The organism is Westiellopsis prolifica IICB1 (assembly GCF_004323185.1).
Lineage (GTDB): Bacteria > Cyanobacteriota > Cyanobacteriia > Cyanobacteriales > Nostocaceae > Pelatocladus > Pelatocladus prolificus_A.
Genome location: NZ_NAPS01000005.1, coordinates 110,855 through 134,437 on the forward strand (window position 1 = coordinate 110,855; position 23,583 = coordinate 134,437).

General features: G+C 41.5%; 25 protein-coding genes and 2 pseudogenes. 7 read left to right on the forward strand and 20 right to left on the reverse strand.

Annotated elements, in window-relative coordinates; genetic code table 11:
• Positions 1 to 150: 150 nt before the first annotated feature.
• Positions 151 to 359, forward strand: a pseudogene (locus B4U84_RS28380) (IS701 family transposase); the annotation flags it as partial.
• Between the two features lie 73 nt (positions 360 to 432).
• Here the strand turns inward: B4U84_RS28380 and B4U84_RS28385 are convergent.
• Positions 433 to 3,510: a Tn3 family transposase gene (locus B4U84_RS28385; RefSeq protein ID WP_131121308.1), complete on the reverse strand. Its 3,078-nt coding sequence runs from the start codon at positions 3,508 to 3,510 to the stop codon at positions 433 to 435.
• A gap of 200 nt (positions 3,511 to 3,710) precedes the next feature.
• Between B4U84_RS28385 and B4U84_RS28390 the strand changes: the two genes are divergently transcribed.
• The 4 genes and pseudogenes from B4U84_RS28390 to B4U84_RS28405 all read left to right on the forward strand — a co-directional run bounded on the left by B4U84_RS28390 (position 3,711) and on the right by B4U84_RS28405 (position 5,174).
• Positions 3,711 to 4,193, forward strand: coding sequence for a tyrosine-type recombinase/integrase (locus B4U84_RS28390; protein ID WP_131121424.1), 483 nt, complete (start codon positions 3,711 to 3,713; stop codon positions 4,191 to 4,193).
• A pseudogene (locus B4U84_RS28395) lies at positions 4,115 to 4,361 on the forward strand (IS1 family transposase); the annotation flags it as partial. The gene B4U84_RS28390 and the pseudogene B4U84_RS28395, both read left to right, overlap by 79 nt.
• 169 nt (positions 4,362 to 4,530) lie before the next feature.
• Positions 4,531 to 4,797 carry an AbrB/MazE/SpoVT family DNA-binding domain-containing protein gene (locus tag B4U84_RS28400; protein ID WP_016863831.1) on the forward strand — a complete coding sequence of 89 codons (267 nt, stop codon included), beginning with the start codon at positions 4,531 to 4,533 and terminating at the stop codon, positions 4,795 to 4,797.
• The gene (locus B4U84_RS28405) at positions 4,794 to 5,174 is read left to right on the forward strand and encodes a type II toxin-antitoxin system VapC family toxin (RefSeq protein WP_016863830.1); all 381 of its coding nucleotides are present in this window, start codon (positions 4,794 to 4,796) and stop codon (positions 5,172 to 5,174) included. Before B4U84_RS28400 ends, B4U84_RS28405 begins: the two co-directional genes overlap by 4 nt.
• 56 nt (positions 5,175 to 5,230) lie before the next feature.
• Here B4U84_RS28405 and B4U84_RS28410 read toward each other — a convergent pair whose 3' ends face one another.
• The 4 genes from B4U84_RS28410 to B4U84_RS28425 all read right to left on the reverse strand — a co-directional run bounded on the left by B4U84_RS28410 (position 5,231) and on the right by B4U84_RS28425 (position 8,832).
• Positions 5,231 to 6,967 carry a protelomerase family protein gene (locus B4U84_RS28410; protein WP_242677747.1) on the reverse strand — a complete coding sequence of 579 codons (1,737 nt, stop codon included), beginning with the start codon at positions 6,965 to 6,967 and terminating at the stop codon, positions 5,231 to 5,233.
• Between the two features lie 511 nt (positions 6,968 to 7,478).
• Positions 7,479 to 7,838 carry a hypothetical protein gene (locus B4U84_RS31810; RefSeq protein WP_242677748.1) on the reverse strand — a complete coding sequence of 120 codons (360 nt, stop codon included), beginning with the start codon at positions 7,836 to 7,838 and terminating at the stop codon, positions 7,479 to 7,481.
• Positions 7,839 to 7,965: 127 nt separating this feature from the next.
• Positions 7,966 to 8,346, reverse strand: coding sequence for a hypothetical protein (locus tag B4U84_RS28420; RefSeq protein WP_131121426.1), 381 nt, complete (start codon positions 8,344 to 8,346; stop codon positions 7,966 to 7,968).
• 153 nt (positions 8,347 to 8,499) lie between these two features.
• Positions 8,500 to 8,832, reverse strand: a complete 333-nt coding sequence (locus B4U84_RS28425; protein ID WP_165490387.1) for a hypothetical protein — start codon at positions 8,830 to 8,832, stop codon at positions 8,500 to 8,502.
• A 193-nt stretch (positions 8,833 to 9,025) separates the two neighbouring features.
• Between B4U84_RS28425 and B4U84_RS28430 the strand changes: the two genes are divergently transcribed.
• Positions 9,026 to 9,595: a hypothetical protein gene (locus B4U84_RS28430; RefSeq protein WP_131121428.1), complete on the forward strand. Its 570-nt coding sequence runs from the start codon at positions 9,026 to 9,028 to the stop codon at positions 9,593 to 9,595.
• A gap of 32 nt (positions 9,596 to 9,627) precedes the next feature.
• On the opposite strand, the gene B4U84_RS28435 is transcribed toward B4U84_RS28430, so the two are convergent.
• The 13 genes from B4U84_RS28435 to B4U84_RS28505 form a co-directional block, all read right to left on the reverse strand.
• Positions 9,628 to 10,224: a GIY-YIG nuclease family protein gene (locus B4U84_RS28435; RefSeq protein WP_242677749.1), complete on the reverse strand. Its 597-nt coding sequence runs from the start codon at positions 10,222 to 10,224 to the stop codon at positions 9,628 to 9,630.
• 16 nt (positions 10,225 to 10,240) lie between these two features.
• Positions 10,241 to 12,700, reverse strand: coding sequence for a synaptonemal complex protein 1 (locus B4U84_RS28440; RefSeq protein ID WP_242677750.1), 2,460 nt, complete (start codon positions 12,698 to 12,700; stop codon positions 10,241 to 10,243).
• A gap of 124 nt (positions 12,701 to 12,824) precedes the next feature.
• On the reverse strand, positions 12,825 to 13,643 hold the full coding sequence (locus tag B4U84_RS28445) for a hypothetical protein (RefSeq protein WP_131121430.1): 819 nt from the start codon (positions 13,641 to 13,643) through the stop codon (positions 12,825 to 12,827).
• Positions 13,644 to 13,751: 108 nt separating this feature from the next.
• Entirely contained in the window at positions 13,752 to 13,937 is a 186-nt protein-coding gene (locus B4U84_RS28450; protein ID WP_131121431.1) for a hypothetical protein, read from the reverse strand.
• 398 nt (positions 13,938 to 14,335) lie between these two features.
• Positions 14,336 to 14,533: a hypothetical protein gene (locus B4U84_RS28460; RefSeq protein ID WP_131121432.1), complete on the reverse strand. Its 198-nt coding sequence runs from the start codon at positions 14,531 to 14,533 to the stop codon at positions 14,336 to 14,338.
• Between the two features lie 53 nt (positions 14,534 to 14,586).
• Complete coding sequence (locus tag B4U84_RS28465; RefSeq protein WP_017308827.1) at positions 14,587 to 14,811, reverse strand: hypothetical protein; 225 nt, start codon at positions 14,809 to 14,811, stop codon at positions 14,587 to 14,589.
• Positions 14,812 to 14,836: 25 nt separating this feature from the next.
• On the reverse strand, positions 14,837 to 15,256 hold the full coding sequence (locus B4U84_RS28470; RefSeq protein ID WP_131121433.1) for a hypothetical protein: 420 nt from the start codon (positions 15,254 to 15,256) through the stop codon (positions 14,837 to 14,839).
• A gap of 122 nt (positions 15,257 to 15,378) precedes the next feature.
• Positions 15,379 to 16,728, reverse strand: a complete 1,350-nt coding sequence (locus B4U84_RS28475; protein WP_131118587.1) for an IS4 family transposase — start codon at positions 16,726 to 16,728, stop codon at positions 15,379 to 15,381.
• The gene (locus B4U84_RS28480; protein ID WP_131121434.1) at positions 16,721 to 18,115 is read right to left on the reverse strand and encodes an Alr2735 family protein; all 1,395 of its coding nucleotides are present in this window, start codon (positions 18,113 to 18,115) and stop codon (positions 16,721 to 16,723) included. The genes B4U84_RS28475 and B4U84_RS28480 overlap by 8 nt, the downstream gene beginning before the upstream one ends.
• A gap of 60 nt (positions 18,116 to 18,175) precedes the next feature.
• A complete protein-coding gene (locus B4U84_RS28485) occupies positions 18,176 to 18,397 on the reverse strand; it encodes a Mo-dependent nitrogenase C-terminal domain-containing protein (RefSeq protein ID WP_131121435.1) in 222 nt (73 codons plus the stop codon).
• 565 nt (positions 18,398 to 18,962) lie between these two features.
• Positions 18,963 to 19,223, reverse strand: coding sequence for a hypothetical protein (locus B4U84_RS28495; protein WP_131121437.1), 261 nt, complete (start codon positions 19,221 to 19,223; stop codon positions 18,963 to 18,965).
• A gap of 5 nt (positions 19,224 to 19,228) precedes the next feature.
• On the reverse strand, positions 19,229 to 20,155 hold the full coding sequence (locus tag B4U84_RS28500) for a hypothetical protein (RefSeq protein ID WP_131121438.1): 927 nt from the start codon (positions 20,153 to 20,155) through the stop codon (positions 19,229 to 19,231).
• 2 nt (positions 20,156 to 20,157) lie between these two features.
• A complete protein-coding gene (locus tag B4U84_RS28505) occupies positions 20,158 to 20,502 on the reverse strand; it encodes a hypothetical protein (RefSeq protein WP_131121439.1) in 345 nt (114 codons plus the stop codon).
• Positions 20,503 to 21,465: 963 nt separating this feature from the next.
• Between B4U84_RS28505 and B4U84_RS28510 the strand changes: the two genes are divergently transcribed.
• On the forward strand, positions 21,466 to 21,879 hold the full coding sequence (locus tag B4U84_RS28510; RefSeq protein ID WP_017308016.1) for a hypothetical protein: 414 nt from the start codon (positions 21,466 to 21,468) through the stop codon (positions 21,877 to 21,879).
• Positions 21,880 to 22,884: 1,005 nt separating this feature from the next.
• On the opposite strand, the gene B4U84_RS28515 is transcribed toward B4U84_RS28510, so the two are convergent.
• On the reverse strand, positions 22,885 to 23,211 hold the full coding sequence (locus B4U84_RS28515) for a hypothetical protein (RefSeq protein WP_017308015.1): 327 nt from the start codon (positions 23,209 to 23,211) through the stop codon (positions 22,885 to 22,887).
• Positions 23,212 to 23,224: 13 nt separating this feature from the next.
• On the reverse strand, positions 23,225 to 23,380 hold the full coding sequence (locus B4U84_RS28520; RefSeq protein ID WP_242677751.1) for a hypothetical protein: 156 nt from the start codon (positions 23,378 to 23,380) through the stop codon (positions 23,225 to 23,227).
• Positions 23,381 to 23,583 lie beyond the last annotated feature (203 nt).

A 23,583-nucleotide genomic window follows, 5' to 3' on the forward strand; every position in this document is an offset into this window, starting at 1 on the left:
CGCTCACCCACTCACCCCCAAAGCGCGATTATCATTTTCATGAGTCAATTAATTGGTCTCCAGTACAATTAAATCTGCTGCTCTTATTGCTTAAAGTGACCTAAATATGGGCAGAATTGGGCGTATTCATTTGATTTATTAGCAAGAACAATGAAATATCTTCTTGCTCACGCCCAAGAGCTAGTTTACACTTTAGCGTCACTCGTACCTTCTGCTTACCAACAGGAAAGCTTAAGGACGATGTTGGGATTGTTTTTAGAAGCAAAAGGCTATCCCTTGCCACAACACAGTTCAACTAAGTCCGCCAGTGCCTTAAGCCGATTTTTGAATCTCTATGAGGGTGGCCGCCGAGATACGTGCAAAATGGGACACGTTGTAAAGTTTTGTTAAGAAGTAAACAAAAAACCTGTCATTTACAAGGATTCCACCCGCTTAAGCAAGCACTAAACTTTCGACCTCATCCAATGAAGGTGGCACAGTCTCCATATCAATCAAGTAATCACCAAACCGCTTAACGTGAGCCGTAATATAAGGACTCACAACCGCCACATCCTCACGACTAATCAAATATCCCTGCTTCTGTAAATCCCGCAATATATCAGTTAAATCAACAACATTCTGAAACAAAACAGCATTTGCTACCAAATCCTTATACTTAATCACCTTCTCCTGTTCAATTGGGTCATTCTTCATCACAACCCCAAAGCCGCCAAAGAAAAACCACTTCGAGAATTTATGATAAGCTTCCACAATATTCGTCACAGCAGTAATTTCTTTTCTCAGCTGCATATCCGATATGTATTGCAGCAAGAAAACAGTTCTTACTACTTGTCCTAATTCCTGAAAAGCTTGATATAACCTGTTCTTACGACTATAATTTCCCAATTTACGTAATAAGATTGTACTCGATACCTTACCTGTTTGAATTGATAAAACAACCTGTAAAATATCTTGCCAGTGAGTTTCTATCCGCTTCCAATCAATAGTTTCCGAGAACAAAGAATCAATATGCTGATAAACAGTATCTTTGTCAGGACGATAAAAATTTAAATCTTTCCAATTACGAATCCGAGGCATTAACTTAATTCCCAGCATATGTGCCAATGCAAACACAGGTGTTGATTGACCGTGGGTATCAGCATGAATTGTATCGGGTTGAATATCGGAAGAGTTTTTTAACAACCCCTCGATGATATGAACAGCTTCCCAAGTACCACAAGAAATAAACTGGCTAAATAAAGCCACATAGGTATCAGAGACATGGTGGTAAGCTATTCCTCCGTAGCCACCGTAGCGAATATGATACTCAGACAGTAAATTCTCTTCGTAGAGTTCATACTTTGTTCCATCTGCCGCCGCACTTTTACCATCACCCCAAACTGACGGCAGATTTAAAGCATTGTAGCGGTTAATAATATCCACCAATGCAGCATTGAGCTTATCCACAGTTACATGGCGACGGTTGACAAATGCCAGTTCCTTCGCGGTGACAATACCTCGCATATGTCTGGCCGCTTGAGTCGGCCCTAAATTGCAACCATAAGTAAACGTCGTCAAAAGATAACGTTCCGTCGCACGTTCAATTTTAGGATCACTACCTGACAGTGGACCAAAGTGACGGGTAAAATTTGTCCAGTAGTCAACATTTCTGAGGATATCGATTAAATTTCTTTCTGGAAAACATTCTTCGATTTTCTCTATTAAAGCTTTGGCCGCAACACTCAACTCGTTACGCTGATACTTTTTGAGTATCGGTTCGCCTTCATCATTAATAATAAATTGGTGGTTATTGGGATAACCTGCATCCACAGCAGCCGCCGTGTCCGTCAACCAGGATTTTAGTGTCTTGGTAAACTCACAAGCGGTATTAGGAAAGCCTAAATTCTCACAGTATTGGTCAACTAACGGCAAACACTCTGACCAAGGCAGTAATTGTTCGCGGTAGTCGGCGTAATCTTCACTACCAACAACGCAGATATCTCCTGACCTTAATTCGGCTGCTAGGTAGTAAAAAATACAAGCCTCGAAGTGTCGCCGAACGAATTTGGTTTTCTCTCCTTGCTTGACTATAACTAATTTTCGCCACTGTTCTGAAATAAAATCTAGTTCAATACTTGCTTTGAGAAATTCTCCTCGACGATGAGAATTCTCTAGGACAAATTGCAATGCTTCAATAACACTTTGTTCGTTGGTAGTTGATTTGAAATCTAACGCTTTTACTAAGCGGAAAAATGTCCGACGGTGATTTTTATAAAATTTCCAAATTAGAGGAAGATGATTATTACCCCTATAAGCATTCATAGCCTCACATTCCGAGAGCAGTTGCTCTGCTCCTCCGTCTTGAATAAATACATTATTTAGTTTATGAAACAGAGATATTCCCTGATTTGTTGTTAACTCGGTAGAGAGATTTAATTCGGTTATCTGCTCCTTTGAATTAGATAAATAACTATCGGATGCTTCAATCTCTGGGTGAGAGACTACTGGTTCATGATTTAATTGATTTTCCTCCATAAACACATGGATAACATTAGTCAACACACCAACTAATTTCTCTTGCGTTTCTTGAATTCTCTTTTTGATAAGTTCTAATTCTTTAGTAGCGTCGTTATTGATTGAGCGCATTTGTTTTAAAAACATCTCAACCAAACTATCTCGTGCTGTCACTTGCGCCGCATAAATTAAGCATAAAATCAAAGTAATCCGTTTGGATAAACTAAAATCCTTGATTTCATGGGCATCTAACACCCGTGCTTCGGCAGCAAAATGGTGAATTTTGGCAGTGGTAATATCCTTGATTATTGGCTTAACATCACCCAAAGAATCCAGCCAGATTAAATGTACAATAAAGTCATTGATATTGTTACGAGTAAGGCTTTTAGGTAGTTGCTTCAGGCTGTTGAATGAGGTTTGATACTCAAGTGGATGACGCTCTAATAAGTCCAGCAAGCGTTCTTGGTAATCTGACGAGATGCGACTCAGTACGAGGGAAAATAATCTTTGATTTACGACATTTCTCACTCGACGGACTAATCTATTTAATGTGTTGAATCCTGGTAATTCATATCTATTTTTAACTAATTCAGCAATGGCTACATTCATTAAATCAGCAGGATTATCCATAACAGTCGCCGATTCATTCACTGCTTTTATAGCTATATGTAGCCCAGTTTGATTAAATTGATTTACCTGGAGGTGTTCACGGATAGCAGTCCGATGACGATACATGGTTTTGCGATTTTCATAACCCAAAACAGTATCAACTGAGAATTTTAAATTGCTGCGAATATGATTAACGATTTTGAGAGGAATATCTATTAGAGAAGGAAAGTAGCCTAGTCGCTGAAATGATTTTAATAGGCATACTAGGTTAAGAATATTACTTTCACCCTTAGTTGTAGCGTAAGCAAAAGCAATTTCGCTCTTGTTGGGTGTGTAAATTTCGGTGAGTTCTTTGGCAGTCAATTGACGCTTAAATCGAGGGTAAGCGGTACGTTCTATCGATGTCACCATCAGTATGTTTTTGTGCGATTTAACACTTCAAAAGATATATATCACCAATCAGCCACAAGAGTTGGAGTTTATGTAGAGAAACATTACCAAAAAGAACTGTTTATGGGCAAGTTTTTAACATGGAATGTGTGGGGAGTTGATTGTGTCGTACCCAATGCCATAGTACCCAATTACCTTTTATGGGCAAGTTGGTTTTTATGACTCATACTGCTCCACCCAAAAAAGTCACGAACCTAGAGAAACGCACACGAGAATATCTGCTACCCAATGAAGTTGAAGCCATGATTAAAGCAGCCTCATCAACAGGGCGGCATGGTCACAGAGATTCGACTTTAATTTTACTGGCTTATCGTCACGGTCTACGTGTATCAGAATTGGTAGCACTGCGATGGGAGCAGGTAGATTTTTCTAGTGGCACAATTCATATCAATCGACTCAAACATGGTATCAGTTCAACGCATCCTTTACGTGCCAGAGAGTTGAGGTGGCTACGACAACTACAACGCTCATATCCTGCTTCCCCTTACCTGTTTGTTTCTGAGCGTGGTACTCCGATGGCTGCTGCCACAGCTTTTAATATTATTAGTCGCGCAGGCAGATTCGTCAATGCGCTGTTTTTTATACAGATTTTTGGGCTGCTTATGCACAAGTTATTCCTAACAAACGTCATCAGCCAGTAGGGAAAAAAAGTGGCAAGACTAACCATATTGAACGTTTTAATCATACAATGCGCCAAAGAATTTCTCGTTTGGTTAGAAAGACTTTATCCTTCTCTAAAAAGCTAGAAAACCATATTGGCGCTCCGCAGGTATTTTATTCATTATTATAATTCTTGTAGGAGTGCCTAAATTTATTATCAATACATATTTACCACTACCTAAAAAAGTCCATGTTTTAGCCGTTTAGGGTATAACTCGTTACAAGTATCATCTAGCAGATCGTGGGGTGAATGGACGAAAATGCCATATACTATAAACATGTGCCACATTTATTTTTTTGTGGCACTTGCGAGGACGTATGGATAAATTGTCTAAATCGGTAGAAGTGCATTTGGGTAGCCAAGGTAGGTTGGTGATTCCGATAGCATTGCGGCAGTTACTGGGTTTTGAGGAGGGAGATACACTAGTTGCTCGCTCAGAAGCAGGACGATTGGTGTTGGAAAAGCAAGCAATGGTGAAGCAACGGCTGAAGGCTCGGTTTGCACAGCTGCCGAATGATCGCAGTTTGGTGGATGAATTAATCGCCCAACGGCGTGAAGCGGCCAAAAGGGAAGTGCTTGAATGACAGTTGTTTTGGATGCTTCGGCGTTGTTGGCTTATTTGAAGGATGAACCAGGGGGCGATGCAGTGGATAGGGTGTTGGCGGAGTCGGTTATGTCTAGTGTCAACTGGGCGGAGGTCGTCCAGAAATCGATTGCAGCAGGAGTTGAGGTCGATGGGATGCTGGACGATTTGCAGTCCCTTGGTTTGATGGTGGAGCCGTTTACGCCGGAGGATGGGGAAATAACCGGACAATTGTGGGCGCAAACACGGCAAGTAGGGTTGTCTTTGGGCGATCGCGCTTGTCTGAGTTTGGGACTGCGATTGGAAGTTCCCGTTTTGACCAGTGACCGCGCTTGGGCGACGCTCAATCTGTCTTTGGATGTGCAGGTGATTAGGTAATGGGTTCACTGTTGCCTGTTCCCTCTTAAGAGTTCCCTTTAAATGCACATTAGGCACTACCAACTAACTACACTAGTGACATCACCGCGTCCTTTGTTGTGATATTGCCCCAAGCCATACTTATTGTTGTGATCATCTACTGAGAGTTGATGCCGTTTGATCCAATCGCCTACTAACTGACCATTGCACCCTGACAACTGCCTTAATGTCACATTACCTATGTACCAACGTTCTGAATTCGATGCGGCTACATTATCGTTGTAATTTGCTAATGCCTGAAATGACCGCAAAATCTTTTCATCTGCTGCACCTCTAGCTTTACTACCCTTTAATTCCTCACTTGGGATATCTGACCAATCTTTATCAGCTTCTACCTTGATTGCCACTCGTGGTACTGGTATGGCTGTCAATGTCGCTACACCTGCCACAGATGCTTTTGTGTCTATTTTTTCCACCAACTGATAAACCAGTTGTTCTAGCTTCTCGATCCGTTCGTTTAGGTTTTCACTTTCACTACGAGTTGCAGGTTCTGCGGCAACTTCTTGCTGTGGCATTTGTTCCATCTCCTCGTTTAACTCCTGATTGGCTTGTTCTAATTGTGCTATTTGGCTTTGTGCTTCAAGTAATTGGCGTTGCAGTTTGGCGATTTCTTCTGATGATTTGAGCAGCCGACTCACAACTTCATGCTGACTACGTAATCCCCAAGTTTTTTGCAGTTCCTTGATTTTTTCCAGATCATAGGCACTTACTTTGGTACTACTTATTTTTTGTTCGCTCATACTTGGGTAAGGGATTGGCTTTGTAACGTAGTAATCGCTATATCCAGCTGATGTAACTAGGTGATTTAGCGAGCGATCGCTCTTTACTTGTTTGCTGATGTGTCCCAAGAATTTGGAAGCATACACAATCTTTGCACCATAAGAACCTTTGCACTCTCTTTCTGTCACAAGAACCGCACAAGCTGCCCTTAGCGCTTTGTTGTTGTCCTGCTTGTCTCCATGTCTAAAGCTCAGTACTGGGTTATTTTGTCCAGTCTCACCAAAATAGGCACGAACTACACGATTGAGCGAACCGTTACGACGCTTGTCAATTTCTACGTTTTGGCGTGTGATGCTATCAGGGAATTCGTTTTTAACCTCTTTCAATAATTGGGCTGTACTTGGTTCAAAGCGAAGCTTGTTTAGGCACTTAACGACGTACTCAGCAGGGAAGAGAGTATCAATCTCAAATACTGGTTTTTCACCCCGTTTCTTGCCTTGTCCTGAAAAACTTACTTTGTATGGCTTGCCTTGAACTTGCTTAAATTTGGCACGGGCTAATATTTCATGTGGACGCCGCCCCGTTGCAGCTATCAGTCCTACTGCTAATTCGTGAGGGTCTTCACTGGTTAACAATTTTTCAGTTGTTTCTATGTACCGCTCTGGGTCAATCTCCTTACCATTTTCTAACCTGTCTATGGTACGAGTTGAGTTATTGCGATTCTCCCATTGCTCCTTATTCAATCCACAGAGCAAGGGGACATAGTGCTTTAGCTCGTAACCCTTAACTTTTCCTTCCGCGTCATGCTTGGCAATTAAATCAGCGTTCTTACCTTGCTCCAGTGGGATTGATTTAAAAAGTTTGTACAAACCGCAACGACTTAACAAAGTGCCGAGTGATTTCTCGCTGTAGCTGATGTGAGTGCTGATCCATTCGTTGAACTGTTCGCAGTGGGGTTTAATTTCCTCAAAGCTGTGCAAATCCTTGGTTGCCTCGAATAGTTCCTTGATTTTTTCTTCCAGTGCTTTGCTCATTTGCATTGTCCCCAAAAAAACAGGTTTGGAAGATGCCTAAAGAAATAGGCAGGCTTCTTGGTATGGTCGATATGCTAATAGGACTAGTCGCTTTTTCTTTAAAAGCCTGCCTATTTCTAGGTTTCGGCTCCCGTGGCTTAGAAACCCTTTGATTAATCGTTGGGTTAGAGAGATATCCCATAGAAGCCTGCCTGTTTTTTCTACGTGGAAGACCCTCATTCCCCTCGCTTCCTTAACCAGTTCTATTATATATAACTTGTTAGCTTCCGTCTATTAACTAGTTATAAATATTTTCGCAAAATTAACTCGTTCTAAATAATCAAAACTAATCTAACTAGTTATTGAAGTTATTTAACTAGTTAATTTACTATATAACTAGTTCGAGAGAGGGATCTCCAAGAAATAAAATGTCCAGCCCTATCAAATATATTGTGGCGAGCGTCCAAGGACTGGTAAGCGTTTTCACCCAGGTGGGAACGCAGGGCTGGACATTTTATTTTTTTGGAAAGGATTAATAGCATTCGCTAAATTTCTCTCCAGCATCTATTAATCTTTTTGCTTGAAGTAATGCTTCTTTGGGTGTTCTATGCCCTTTTTCGATATCCTCAAAATCATCTTTTCTAATTACAAAGGCATAACCTACATCAGATAGGAAAATTTCTATTTGCAATCCTTTGTAGTTAGTAGTAAACATTTGATTTTCGCCAATATTCATTAAGTCAATCTCCTTGTTTTCCATATCGATTAAACCAGCGGCTACACCTCCTCCAATGGCACAGAGAAGCACCAAACTGAAACTGAAAATACCTAGCCCCTTGCTGTAATTGGTGGCTACTTCAAGTTGGGGGATATCAGGTCGGGCTTGGCTCAATCCCCAAAAACCAAGACATGAGGGAAATCCAATAAATAAATTAGCCCAGCCGTATTAAAAATATTTTGGCTCAACCCAAGGATTTAAGCGCTTTCGCCGTTTAGGCGAAAGCGACGGCTGGGCTAATTTATTCTTGGCAAGTGCCTGAACTAGCCATGATTGCGGTGGCAAGTAGAGAACCATAGGTGCAAGATATAAAGAAATTTTCTAGTTTCGTTTTCCAAGTAATACGCCTAATTCTGATTGGGGGCTGTGATTCCGGCGTATCCAGAAATCTAGCTTTTCCTTCCAAATTGAATTTATAAGCGGTATCATCTAAAGCTTCTAGAGCATTGCACAAGTTGTATTCCACGTCAGAACGGCATAAATAATTGAAGGTATTAGGGCATTCTGCCGACAATCTGACTAGTGCAGATTTAGCAATTTCAAGCCTACGTTTGACAGTTTCAAATGTGATGCTGTCATTGATTAGAGCTTGTACCAATTCATCAGTTTTTTGGTAGTTCATGGTTTTGTATACAGATTGTCTACAGTGTTTACAAACTGGGTATTAGGCATTGGATAGTTACTAGTGTTGAACGTAGCTTGAATGCTTTCCATATCCTGAAGTCTGCGACAGGCGATCGCACAAATCATTTAGCAAGGTTGACCAACGCCCTTCCTACATGGATGCTTTGTTTCTAGGCTCACCATTTTCAAGTTTGGTATTGAATGGATTTGAATTGTCAAAACCACCATTATTTCTGAATCCATTACCCCAGTATCTGATTAGCTCTCTCGTGTTTTCAGCTACATCTAATTCTCGGTAATCTTTATTTGGAGTACCCTTACAGACAGGCACATCTTTGTAAATAGCATTTCCAATCCAAGATGTGTCCATTGTATTTGGACGCCTACACAAATTTGATTGCGCTAAGGCAGTTGAAGGAATAAGAACTGATCCAAAAATAGTTACTATAACAATTTTTTTCATTTTTATGCCAAAATTATCCATGCAAGAGCAATATTGGGGATCTCCAAATAATAAAATGCCCAGCCGTCGCTTTCGCCTGAAGGGCGAAAGCGCCTAAATCTTTGGGCTTGGCCAAAATATATTTAATACGGCTGGGCATTTTATTACGAGTAAGTGCCTTGACGGTTTTGATTTCAATTTTTTTGGGAATACTTGTTCAGTTGAGGTAATGTTTATGAGCGACTCAGATTATCGCGTTTGTGATCATATGGCATCTGAAATCTTAGCTGAAGCTGCTCGCTTACACTCTCAAGCCTTACAAGGATACTCACTCGCAGAGCTACAACAAGCTTGTTCCCAGGCAGGAATTCCTCCACATATTGTGAATCAAGCTATTGAAAACCTTGAACAAAAACATCAGACAATACAACACCAGTTGCCAAAGGGGAACACACAAATAGGTAAAACAGCTTTATCGGCAGGAGTTATGTTTTTGATAGCTGCGATTACTGTGTCGGGTATTGTAATTCTTCAACCATATTTTAAGTCACTCTTACAGCAGAGTGTAGCTGTGCCTACTCCTATTAAGTCAAGTTCACAAGATTTTCGCTCTTCTGTTATAGGTAAAACCAAACAACAAGTGATTCAAGCCATCGGCAGGCCTAATTCAACCAGCAGCAGCGAGATGCTGGAATCTTGGCAGTATCAGAACGCATTTATAGATCCAGCTTCTGGAAAGATGAGTTCTGCAAAAATAAATTTCGATAATGGTATTGTCTATAACGTAGATTTTTATGCTTTTTGAAAATTAATCAACTACCGCCCGTAAGTAAGTGCTTACCTTGATTTAATTTCCACAACTGGCTGCTGCACCTGCTGCTTCACCTCTTGCCCTAGCATCACCCCTACTCCTGCCAGTACAAACAAGCAAGCCAGAATTAACTTTACTGATAACTTGCTATCACTTGAACGGGAATCGTCACGCATTTGGCTAAAGAAAAAGGGGAGGCTTAAAACAAAGTGATTGATTTGCGGGCCAATTGGATCTCCTAATAGAAGCCTCCCCTTTTTCTGAGATTTGCCCCCGTAACGACTCATTGACCAATGAACCATTGCAAACTGCCAGGGGTACAAATCAAACCATTCGCGAGACTTGATTAATTTCACCTGGCATCCTTTGAACTGTCGGTGTAATTCTGTCTCAACTGCTTCCATATCCTCAACGTAAATAGTTTTCAAGATTTTGATATCACACGGCGGCTGATTGTCGTGAAAATTTTGAAGGCGCAGATGTGGATTACGACTTAAACCAATTTTACAACGACGGAGAAAGCATCCTGGTATTATTCCGTGATATCCAACAGCTTCCATTAAGTATATGTACCCTGGCTCGTGATCATTTCTTTGGATGTACGTGGTGTAGTGCTTGAGCATTGATTCCCCATTTTCCTTAACTAAAATTCCCCTCCAACCAATCAATAAAATCTGAGACTACTTTGCGATCGCCACTTCGCGAAACTCCAAAAACTTTCTCATAAGCCAGCGTCTTGTGAACACTTCCGTCTGGTTTTTTGGGCAACTCCATCCACAATTGGACACATGCCTCATATGAGAGATTTTGAAACTTTTTCGGTAGGTTGGACGCATCTTTAAAAACGTCCAATCCTTTACCCTGTGAGGTGTCCAGAGTTGGACGCAGTTGGACAACTTTGCTGGATTCTGTCCAATTGAACGCATCATTGGACGCATTTTGTCCAACGTTTTGGACGGTTTTGGACATTTTTGTCCGCACCAAATCTTTATCCCATTGGTAGTGATTTGGCGGGGGGAGAGTGCCAAAAAATGCTTCACCTTGGGTGGGACAGTATAACGCCGTGTATTTTAACTGCGGGTCAGTTTTTAGTGCCTTTTGCAGGAGATTGCTATTTTTAGAAATTAAATCAGCGTCAATGTCCCTAACCTTGTATTTTTGGCAACTTCTAATGCTGTCGCCAAAGGAAATATAGGCGCAGTTGGCTAGGTCATTGACCATCATTCCAAAACTACCAGGCTGGAGGTTTTGACCAGCAATCAAAGATTTAACTCTGAGACTTCGCCCTGTTTGCCAGATGAACAATAGCAATTTCTTAGCAAACTGCTGCTTGTAATTGCCTAGCTCTATCCTCATGAACTGGTTGAAATATTCTAATCTTTCTCCAGATAGTGTGTCCGCAAAGCGATCTAGGACATTCTCTAAATCCGCTTCGTTTATAGATTTCCATCTGGTGAATATTAAATTGATTTCATCTATGAAAAATAGTATCGGGTCAAAATCTTTTATCTCCTCCCCTTTTAAAAATGCTTGCTCATTCACGTGGATGCGGTATTGAATCTCTAGCGCTGCTTCTAACAAACCAAAAACAGAATTCGGAACACCCAGCCAGTCAACGTGGGGGAAAATTTTGGCTGTGTCTACATCTATTTTGGGAATTGTAGTCCTAATGGTTGGCGTACAAGAGGCTCTTGTGCAGGGTGCTCTTTGCAAGGGAGAAATGTTATCCCCCTGCTCAGAGCTCCCTTCCCCCATGCCTGATTCTCCCCCTAACTCTTGAATCATGCCACCAATGACATTAGAAATCGCGGTTGATTTCCCGCCTCCAGTTTCCGCCCACATGCCTACGTGATATGCATTTTTTACAAATTCAATCAGTGACTCTGGAGGTTTGATAAATTTTTGAACATCATTGATCACTTCATCATCTACCGTTTTTTGTGGCTTTTTAGATAACAATAAATATGCTGTGATCATGCCTGTTTCTGCATCCCATTTAAATGTGATTGGGGCTAGAGTGTGGCTCAGTTGCTGCAACTTTTCGCTATGCTCATTAAGTTCTTTAGGAAGAATAACCCGGCTATTCCGGTCTATGTGAAAGGATACAACAGCATCCCATTTTTGATAATTGCTGCTTGCACGATCTAGGATGATTCCCAATGATTCAAAATAACTGATGATCACATTACCTACTCTTAAATCGTCTCGTGTGGCACCAGTCCACTTCAACGGCTTTTTAAGTTCTGCTATCAACAGATTTTTGGCTTCTATTTGGTTGAGTAAGTCCTGAGCTTGGCTTTTTAGCTGTTCTAATGATTGGTCATTCTCTATAGATTTGCCGTAAATTGCCTCTAGTTGTTGACGCTGGTAGTTTGCTTGTTCCCTAATTAACTCTTGTGCTTTGCTGATCGGGGTATGAGTTTTACTAACGTGTCCTAAGATTTCATAGGCATCTTTCATATCCCGTCGCTCATGAATATTTAAAAGATTGCGCCATCGTACCCGTAAAGCTGAGATTTCATCACATATCTGAGAGTAGATATTGATTGAAAGGGTAATAATATCATCTCCCTCTAAATCTGCAATTTCTAGCAATAAATCACTGTGTTGTGCATACAAATCATCTAACTTGGTACTAAACTTTTGTAGTTGGGCATGAATACTTAAATAATCATCACTGCCAATCTTGCTTTTTACTGACTCTGCTAACTGGTTGTATACACGGTGTATACGAGAGCTTATATCTTCTGTCAACTGTTGCTTGAATTTGCTCAAAAACTCTTGTACACGGGTATCTTCTGCCTTTAGCTTTGCGTCCAATTCTTCAGTTTTACTCGCAAACTGAATTTTTAACACCCTGATCACCTCACGGGTGGACTGCAATTGACTACGAATTTTCTCTAGCTCATTGGTGCGTTCCCCATACAACTGTCGTAGTTCTACCAATGTTGAATCCTTCTGTTTGTTCTCGGATTCCAGTTGCTGGAGCGGTTTTGTTATTTTCTCTACTATTTCCTTAAGCTGCTGGTTGCCACACTCTGAGTGATGCTTTGTTAATAGGTGAGCGGTTGCCGCGATCGCACCACTACTCAATGCCACATTTAGAACCAGCTCTTTAGCTGAAGAGTCTGCGCGAAAATAACTTATTAAGGCAACACTACAGATTAACCCACTTGCAATGGTAATTAATTTACTGTTTGCAAAGTTAATATTATTCATCGTTTTAAACCTCTAATAACTTAGCTTCTAATTCCTGACGCTTAATCTCTGCATCCCTAACTGCCCCTTCTACTTCCAGACGCAATCCTTGATTCTTTGCTTGTTGACGTTCAAATTTTAGATTCCACTCCAAGCGAATCCCCTCTGTTAAATTAACCGTTCCTTGCGTTGCTATTATTTGTTGAGTTAACAGTTCTTCTGTCTGCTCAAGCTTGCTTTGCTTGGCGCGATAGTTAGTTTCAGATATTTGGTTGTCAATTATTTTGGAGCCAACCTCGATTCCGGCAGTGTGGAAACCAACTACCTCACCGATTAATCGTCGGTTTTCTGTTGCTAGTTGGACTACTTTTCTACCTTGCTTAATCTTTTCTAACCGCACATCCAAAGCGTTGTTTTGGCGCTGGATCGTGAGCTTATGTCGGTTAGCTTCTGCTGCGGTCATCTCTGGAATTGGGGCATCAGATGCGTAAGGGTCAGATCCCATTAGCTCTTTTGGAGAAATGTCGGCTATACCAAATCCTTGTGCTATTTGTTCGGCTTTGGCAAACGAATCATCAGAACTTGAGGTTACTAATTCACTCCCGCCATCGAATGCTCGACGTACTGCTTTAAAGTTATTAGATACAGCATTAACACCATTGGAGACTGATTGAGCAGTGCTGGCTACATTTTTAACTGCGCTATTAGCTGCTTCAACTGTATTTTGAGCCGCTTCCAGCGGGTTTGAGAATCGTTCCTTGATTCTCTGTCTGGCTACTCTATCTGCTTGTGCTGCCGCTTTACTTCCATCTGGATCTGTAATCGGGTTCTTTTTAGTTGCCATAATTCTCTTAAGTTTGTTAACTATAAAGGGGCTTAATTGCCCCTGTTTACTTAATCGGATATCATCTGGATGCATTCGTGACGCCTGCCTCCACCCGGAGAACATTTCTCAGATGCCTGTACGATTACCCCGTAGAGAAATAAAGCAGCACCCAAAAGAGTTAAAAAGACTGGAAAGTATTGATGCTTGTAAATTTGAGTGATAATCTTCATGTATTCCTTCCTTGGACTTAGGGTGGATCGGTGCGATCGCATTTGATTGGAACTCAGTGCGATCGCACTTAAAAAATTCCATTATTTTCACGACACAAAGCCCTCTAGCTGAGTGATATCGATTGATCTAATTACCTGCTGTGTTTGAGATGCGGACTCCCAAACCTTGTCCAACACTGCTTTTTGAGATAGCTCGATACTTACCCGTGTGTTGGGGCAACGGTCTGCAAACTTCCAAAATACATACTTGGGATACGCACCGGATATTTTGTGGCTATACCTCCAATCACCTGATTTACTTTGAATGCGGTAGAGAGTGTTTTTAGTTAGCTCTGTGGTGTCAAACATGTTTCTTCCCAAATAATTTTTTAGCTTTAGGGAGATCCTCCCTCTGAATCATCTAAATCTTCACCCCTAACGTAGTAGGCATAGGTACTTGTAGGTTTAGTGATTTCAATTTTGTAGCCACTGTAGGTAGTTTCAAACATGAGTGAGCTTAGAAACGTTTCTCTCTACACTAAATCGTGACAATCTAATCTCAACTTTTCTGCCATTAACGTATTGCCAGAAAATATAACAAGTGTGACCTAACTCAATATTCATTCGACTAAATACGCAAGTTTGCTCAAAGCCAGTAATTTTGTAATGGTGTCCTGGCTCAAAATTGAGTGGTTTCATTAAATTTTCTCCTGCATCAATTCATCTTTTCGCCTGAAGTGTCGCTATTACACCTATTTGCTCAAATCCAACGCTTTAACTTCTTGGGTAACTCTGCGTTGTACTGCTTCCCGACTAAGAGCAAGGTTAACTCTGCGCTTAGAATTATTTACCGCAAAACGCCAGAATATGTATTTATTGCCTCTAACTCCCTGATTGTAACTACTATAGTGCCACTCTCCGTTCTCGCCATTGATCTGGTATATGCTTTCCGTGTTCAAAGTTTTGTAATCAAACATTTGCACCAGGCTCCTGTTGTTATTACTAGAACAGCTCTAATTCAAGAACAAATTCATCAAGGCTAGCTAACGATACTTCCTGTTCAATTCCTGACTTTAACTTTATGAAGAAGTTTTCACCCGTCATATCTTCTTTGAAGTCAAGAATTATTCCTTGTTTTTTTAGTTTAGAAAGCTTTCTTACAGCAGGAGGCATTAACGAAAGAAAACGCTGTTTCTCTTGTTCAAATAGAAGATTCCAGGCAGCTTGTTTATGTTCATATCCGTAAGTTAGAAGTGCCGTTCTAATTTCTGCCCAGTCCGATGCATTGCGAAAAACCTTTGCAATTTCTTCTACAGGATTAGTGGGGATTTCTTTGTGATCAAAACTATTGACTTCTAGCTCTGATTCACTCAGATAGTCTTTACCTCCAGGTATAAATAAAAGACGGTTTTCCTCTGACATTGCCTGCTTGTCTATCCAAACTTTCCAATGCCAACTCCATTGGTCACAAGTTAAGCTAAAAGCACTTTTGTCAATAAGTACAAATGCTCGTATTTGTCGGAGTGAAAAATTAAAATGTGGCGCTATTTATTAAGGGAGGGTTGGAAAAAAAATTCTTCGGGGCTTCGTTGAGTAGCAGGAAAGGGGGAGACAATCAGCCTGGTATTAGGTTTTCGCTCTCGCTTGACAATTCCTAAATCCCGATTTTTGGGGTCAGCAAAATACTTAATTGGGTCTGACTCTAATCCTTTTTCATAAGCTACAGAAAAATGATACATACCTCGATAAATCATCTCTAAAGAAATATGCTCGAACGGTATTTCTAATTCATCTGCTACTCCATCTCCTAAATCTACTAAAATCGCATAAAATAGCCAAGTTCCCCAGATTTGTAATTGCACTCCATTGAGAGAACCAGTCCATAAATAACTTAAACATAGTAAGCGTTTCACCGTACAAAACGTATCCTCAATTCGCCAGCGTCTTCGATATAAATCTGCTACTACATAAGGGGGTAAAATTTGGGGTTCAAGTACACTAGTTAGATAGGAATGCCATGTCTTTCCTGACCGAATTTCTACTAACCTTACAGTGACAATAGGTGTTTTTTTTGTGCCAGAACCTATCTTAATAATACGGTCTTTGATGTCATAACTACTGGTTAATACCTGCTCTACTTGATAAGATGCCCCTTTCTTTATCCGAGTAATAAAATCAATTTTTCTGTTAATTAGTTCTTGCCAAAAAGTAAAATGATAGAAGCCTCTATCTAGCAGCAATAAGGTGTTGGCTTTCACTAATCTAAGTAAATCTCCCTCCCAATGAGTATCTGCTTGCTTGGGATTTGTCCAAAACAAAATTTCTACAGGGAGATGAGTTACTAAATCCATTAGTGTTCCCATTTTTCCCGCTAGTTGACCCTTTGGCGCATCTTCTAAACTTTTTAGTTTACAGAATAATGCTTCCAATGTTGAACCGTCTGCTATCCATATCCTTTCAAATCTTTTTAATGTAAATTGTATGCTTTCTGGTAATGGTCGAGAGCTTCTCAAAGACCATGCGTTTCTCAGATGAGGTAGTAATTCTTTAAAGACTCGTTCAAATAAAATGGCAGGAAAAGTTAAAAATCTTTGCGATAATGCTTGTTGTCTAACTTTTTGGGGTTCACACCACAAAAATCCCTCTCTGTTTAATAATCGGGTTAATTCTTGTACCCCAGGAACTTCTCGCCACAATAAAGTTAATACGGCGGCCACCATTAATGGTAGGTTGAGAATCCTGTCTCTTAATTTCAGTTGGCGGTAGTAGCTTTTTTGGGCAGCGATGGCTGGAGTTAATAGGTTTTCTAACCGACTGGCGATCGCTTCATTTTCCAGTTGCGGACGATTCTTCTTCTTCGCATGGTCTCGGTTAATGCTCTTGGTGCTACTCATGTGGGTTTAAGGGATGTCTCAATTCCTTTTTGGATATAGCTTGAGCGCCTATTTTACCGATTTTTGACATACCCCCTTGACAATTGGCTCTTTTTCTTAACTTGTGACCAATGATCTTGAGTAGTTCATTCAGGCTAGCCTCAGCTTGTATAGAATTGACATTCCACAGAGCTTTTACATTCCGAGCCTTCATCAATATCTGGGAGTGAGGGCTTCTACCATCACTCAAGGCCGACTCTATAGACTCAGGAGTAATCTTCTTTATATGGGCATAACCTACAGCTACAGGGTTTTGTAGTCCGCAGTCCACCAGGGCTTGATCAACAGTGACATCGTAGATACGTCCTGCCATCATTGAGTCGTGTTCCTCATCAGCCCAAACGACAGTATCACCAAGGGATAACCCCCATTGCTGGAGTGCTACTTCTTCAGCTGTGATGAATTGCTCTAGTTCATCTTGTTCGGCTCCTACTATTGCAATTGCCTCAGAGGGCGTTTGCCCGTCTGCAACTTCCCCCATGCTTAGATCATCCTGGGATTGAGCCTCTTCGGAGTTAACTAATGCGATCGCTGTTTGCAAGGATTCGTTAACATCTGCTACTTGTGCTTCTGATCGAGACTCTATCAAAATTGGTAAGCTGGCTTCTTCTTCAAGGGAGCTATTTTCAGAACAAGGAGCCTTAGCCCCTGGTGAGACTGAGCTAACCGCAACTACATCCGCTAAGTCTTTGCCTTCTGCCCAAACCAGTCTCCCTTCGGCAAAGGCTTGATAGTAATCAAGTGCCTTATCTACTGCCCCAGAAAGGCTAATTCCTTCTGATGAGGCGATTTTTTCTACCCGTGCTTGAGTTTCTTGGTTATGAATCGCGCTCGTTATGGACGATTGCTTCTTGTTCTCCCGTTTTTTGGTTGGGAACATCTGTTTTTTGAGTCCATCCACCAACTCTTGGGTCAGATCCCCATCGCATTGTCCCCTCCAGGATGAGGCGGGCTTTGAGGTCTTGGCGTTTGGTACTGTTGGCATGTCGCAGGGTATATTTAAGCCCGCCTCATCCTGGTACGTGGAAGACCCTCGACCGTCCAACATCTCTGACCAAAGCTCTTTGTAGCGTGGTGTCAACAGCGAGAACATCATCAAACCGAGCTTGGCTAAGTCTTCTGGCACAAAGTGATCGCTCACCTTAGCTAACTTGATAAACTTTGTCGCCTCGCGACGAATCATCCCGTACTCAGCAAGCAGAGCTTTGAATGCTTTGGGCTTCATCGTTTCTTGCTGTTGTTTCAACCAACGAGCGAATTTGATATAGGCGGTTGTTCCGTTCTCAAAGAGTGAGAACCCTTCAGAGGCTAGAGATTGTTGGGGAATTGTGGAAACTGCCAAGACCATATTTGTGACTCCCAAGACTTGATGATTGGACTATTGACCAACTTATTTTTGCTTAATCCCTTAGTGCTGCGCTAAATACTCCAGCGCCCGAAAACGTAAACTCACCAGCTGTTCGTATAAGGGATTGAGCTTGCACATCGCTGGTATATGAATTGTGTGTGCAAATATTGTGATAGTTCGCTCGAAGGGACACGATGCTGGAATCAACCAGCATAAAATTTTTGCACTTGCTGGGTTTGCAACTTTTGTTTCATCTAGTTTTCGCTGTAATTGCCGTATCATAATCCTCCATGCTCCCTATTGATTCTGGTATGTGGAAGACCCTCGTGACTAACCAACACACCATTTTTTTTTCAACACCAGCGATCGCTACGGACACACTTGTGCGATCGCTATGTGTTTTTGTTAGTCCTTTCCAAAAAATACTTTAGGAGAGCGCCCTCGCGTTCCGCTACTTGTCAGCGCGTCCAAAATAATAAATCAAACTAGCGCCAATCATGTTCCAACTAGTGTATTCATTCGGGCGGCCGTAAAAAGAGCAATATCTCTTCCCCAATTCACTGCATAAGTCTTCTCCTTCTACTCCTGTTCCCCTAAGTCCAGAGAGCCAATCCTTGATGATATTGATATCTTGTTGGGAAAGCCTCTCTAGATACGGCGATATGCTTTTGTCTTTCATTTGCATTTCTACTTCTTCACAAACGCCAACACACCGCCACCAATTGCCATTGATGCACCCATGCCTATCAATCCTGGATTTAGATTTTTGTAGTTGCTAGAGAGGTAGTAACTGCCACAATAGAGGACGGCTATATAGGCAGAGAAGGCAACGAGGTTAAATTTCGATTTAGGCGTGGTAAGTTTCATGTGCGACTCCTAATAAAAATGTGATTCCGAATGTTGCAACAGCAGGGATGATTAGGGGAGTCGTAGCCAGTAATCCAAACGCTACACCCAATGCCGCTAGAGAAACTCCCCACTTCAGAGCATCTGCAAGAGTATTTTGTGCTTGTTGTTTCTGCTCTAGTGCCGTTGCTACTGCACTTAACGCTCTCAATTCCCCAATATCAGCAGCAGTATGCAGGTGTATATGGTAAATATTCGCCATATCTTCTATGCCTTGTGTATAAGATTGGCTACCCGGCTGCGGATAGACTGCAATCGCTCTTGATTCTTGGCACGCTGTGAAGATATCTTTCCCAGCAAATCGCCCGTACCTTGGGAGATGTCAGCAACCTGCTGGTCAATGGTAGTTTGCAGTTGGTCGAATACTTCCAAAGATTGATTAGTGAACATGTCGAGGACTTCTTGTTCACCCTCCAACAGTCCCTGCATGAATGCCAGTCCAGTTGCAACGCCAGCACCTCTACCTTGAGCTTTTGAAATTTCGGTTTTTAGCTGGACACTACCCTCTCTGAGGTCTTTTTCAGCTGTACCAAGACGTTGGATGCGACCGACTGCATCTTCTGGATTGCTTACTGGGAGAGCGTTTTCAGTTGGACGGTCGTGGACATTTTCACTGTCGAGTTGGACATCAACGTCCAATTCGATAGGCGTTTCGTCCAATTCCTCTGGGTTGACTGGAATGCTTGCTACCTCGTCATTTGAGCTTATATTACTGTCCAGTTGTGGACGTGGTTGGACATCAGTTTGGACATTTTCGACCTCTAACTTGTCGCTGAAAGTCTCCTCAGTACCGGGTTGGACGGATTGGACATTATTGTTCAAATGCTCATCGGGTTGGATATCTGGCTGGATTGTTTGGATATCTGGCTGGACTGTTTGCTCTGCAAAAGTTTCAGGCGTTATTGCTCCAAGCGCTTGGACACCGTTTTGGCTCGGTTGGACAACCCCCAAAGGTAATGCCTTATGTTGCTGCTCCCCCCATTTATAAGAGAGCAATGCGGCTTCTAGGCTGGAAAGCTCATCAGGTGTTAGAGTCCTATCTTTGGATACATCTACTCCTAGCACTACTTTCACAGCTTTTTTGGCTTGATTGACAGTTATTTCGTGCTTTTTGGCAAATTCAACAACTTTCATGATTAGTTACCACTCATTGATTTTATGTATTCACAATAAGAAAAGTTTTCCGCAAATTCACTATCTTCTAGCTTGGCTTCTAATACCTTATAACCTAGCCTCATTCCCTCATAGATAAGCTTTCCAAGTACCCAAGATTGATACTTATTCATCCCGGCTCTTGTATAAACTCTATCACCTACTTTTGGGTAATTCTGGATGAAGCCATCTATATAGAGTGTTGCCAGTTCGTGATAGGTATTAAGCGTTTGCCTGGATATCCCAAGGCTCTGCGCTAAATAGACTTTTGTAGTTACTTCCTCTAGGTCATCAAGCCTGAAATCTAGAATCGGCAAGGCTCTTGTCAATTCTTTTACCTCCTTTTGACTGACTCTTGATTAACACTTGATTAGCAATTGACTTACAATTGATTGACTCTTGATTAGCAATTGACTTACTTTCAACTGACTTTCAATCGACTGTTAATTGACTTTCAATTGACTGTCAATTAACTGTCTGCTATGTGAAATTTACGTTTAATTGCCAGTCTTTACTTTTGCATTAAAAATTTTTGATCAGGGAATCCAAGCTCCCAATGTCAATAGACATTATCTTCCGCTACCTCTGTCTGGATCTTGTGACATAATTAAGCACACATTACGAAACATACCTAAGCACTCCGTACCCACCGCGACTACAACGCTTGCTGTACTCGCTGATTGATGGATTACCATCAACGCTCACGCTACCAAGCATCTCCGATTTTTGAGCAAGCCTGGCGGTAAACCCATTTGTGCGATTGCCTTGCACCGAATACCATTCAATGCTTTGGCACTCGCTACACCAAAATTGTTCCAGCCAGCTTCCACCTGGCAAGTAAGTTTTCTCGCCGTTGCTCTCTAACTGCGTACTCGGGTGGCGTACGCACGTAATCGCACGTCTTTTCGATTTTCTAGGCATATTAATATCCCTTTAAAACTTTAGGAGGAGGGAACTTAATCAACCTCGCTGCCATGTTTCTACAAATCTATTCAGCTTTTGAGCGCTTAAGTCTCACTTTCCAATTATCAAGGGTCAGGCCTAGAGGATAATTTTCTCAACTTGCTCTAGGAACTTGCACGACTTTTTGTGTCTCGCTTAAACGTTATAATAACAGTAGCGTCTACCGCTGTCAACCGCCAACAATAAAATAGTTGACGCTTTAATATAACTTCATAAAAAGAACGTGTGAGTACTAGGTTGATACGGTTAATCTGGTATTGGCGTCATCTTTTTGCTGACGCTGTATTTAACAATTATTAGTAATGGGAAAACACAAACGACCGAGAATCATGTTTGTTTGCAGCGAAGAATTAAAGGAGGGGCTAACTAAGTGGGCGAGGGCAGAAAAAAGAACTGTATCTAGTCTGGTAGAAAAGATTACAAGTGAAGCCTTTGAGAAATGGCAGGCTGTAAATGCCAATCCCAAAGAAAGACCCAAAAATTTAACCATCGCGTGGCTTATTGACGCCTGGGGCGATATCAATGAACTAGCTACTAGAAGCGGTATTGATACTGACTCTCTTCAGAGATATATCAAAGGGAATTATCCCTCAAATAAACACGTAGTTCAGCTAGACCGCTTGCTGAAACATCCTGATGACGGGCATTTAATTGATACTAGCGAATTGCTAGATATCCGAGATAACACTTTTGGAAAACAGCATGGAGACGGTAGTGGCAACAAGGAGCAGCCAAGTAGTTGACGTGAAATTAACCATATGAACACCAAACACGGCGATCACACCTGTGCGCTAACCGCTCATGCGATCGCCTAGCTTTATCCATCCATTACCAATTTCCGACTCGCCCTCGTGACTTGATGGCATTTTCAGATATTTCCAAATCTGTTTTCACCTTGCGAACAGCCATATCAGGTGGCAGTCCGCGTAAGTACTAGCGGTAGACTTTAGCCAGATGCTCATTCGCAGCATCGCGCATTGTCGTTGCAATTACCTCTCGAATCTCTGAGGATAATTGCTCTTTGAGTTTCTCAAGCCCCATCTTTGAGTAAATATCGTTCCACTTTTAAGGTTGGCATAATCGTTAAACCTTGCCTTCTCTCCATTTCTTTGTTTTGTTGAACAGGCGATCACATCAAAAAAGGTCGGAGCGCGTCAAATTTCACAACAAAGTGGTTGCGGTGTTTAAACGCTTTCCTTGGCTTTCTCTTAATGCTAGGTTCCCCTCTTAGAGTTCACCATCGCTTCAAGCATTATTCTCGTCGTGAGAGTGTGCTTCCCAAGGAAACATTATTCGTTTGTATGGTTCGGAATACAACACATTGGTCCAAATGCAGAAATAAAGCCTGCTTTGAGTCAACGTGAAGTTATGTTGTGTCTAGGCATATTATCTTCTCCTAGAATAACTGTGATCACACCCAAAAATAAGTTTAGTTGCGGGATTCTTAGCATTTGCTATGCAACACGGCAAAACCGCTGTGGGGTGTGTGAACTTGAGGTTTACTTATCATTTTTGACTTTTGATTCACGTTTACGCTCATTGAAAGTTCCATTTTCTTCACTTGTGAAAACACACTTTGAGTTTTCACAAGTGAAGGTTTTTATGCTTAAACTTTATGTTTAACAATAAACATGAGAAGCAATGCAAAAATACCACCTGCTATCCCTACTTGTGGGTAAGGAAAATTAATAAAAAAAATCCCCAGAAAGCTATCTGGGGATGATTTTGAATTCCCGTCAACGGGAATGTCAGTTCAGAGCAACAGCGATCGCCTCTCCAAGTTGGTGCAATGTTTTCTCGCGGACAAATTCGGCGGCTGCCCGTGCCGATTCTGCCAAGATAGTATCGGTATTGGGAGTCAATTTCAACGCACCCCCTAAATATCCCAACGCTTTGCAATAGTTATCGGTGAGATTGGTTGAGGCAAGACGTTTTACACTTTGATGGTCGCCACTAGCAAAAGCTGCTAGTGCTTTGCTATGTAATTCTGACTCTGGAGTCCCCAGAGTTTTGAGAATTGCATCGACAGCTTGGTTAACTTTTTCTAAGGTTAGTTCAGATTGTGTTGCTTGCATTGTTATTACTCCTTTAAATCCAGTTTTCAAAATTATCAGCTGCTACTTGAGGAGCGTATAAAGTCTCCCAGTTCCTATCCAAGTGTTCTTTGACGATGCGAGAAATAAAACCGATATTGGTATCGCGATCATAGTGAACAGCAATTTTGAGGAAAGCTATATTTTCCACACCCAACCAAATATCAGTAGATCACAAACTTTTCCCGAAAGGGCGATCGCTGCGGATTTTTGTAAGATAGGATACTTTTTGTTGTCATATTTATAAAAACAGTGCAGTAATTAATAAGTTACATTTATAAATGGTTGACAGTTTTGTTTTCAGCATATTAACTAGACGGAAGATAAACAGCTTGAATAACTTGATATTTTCGT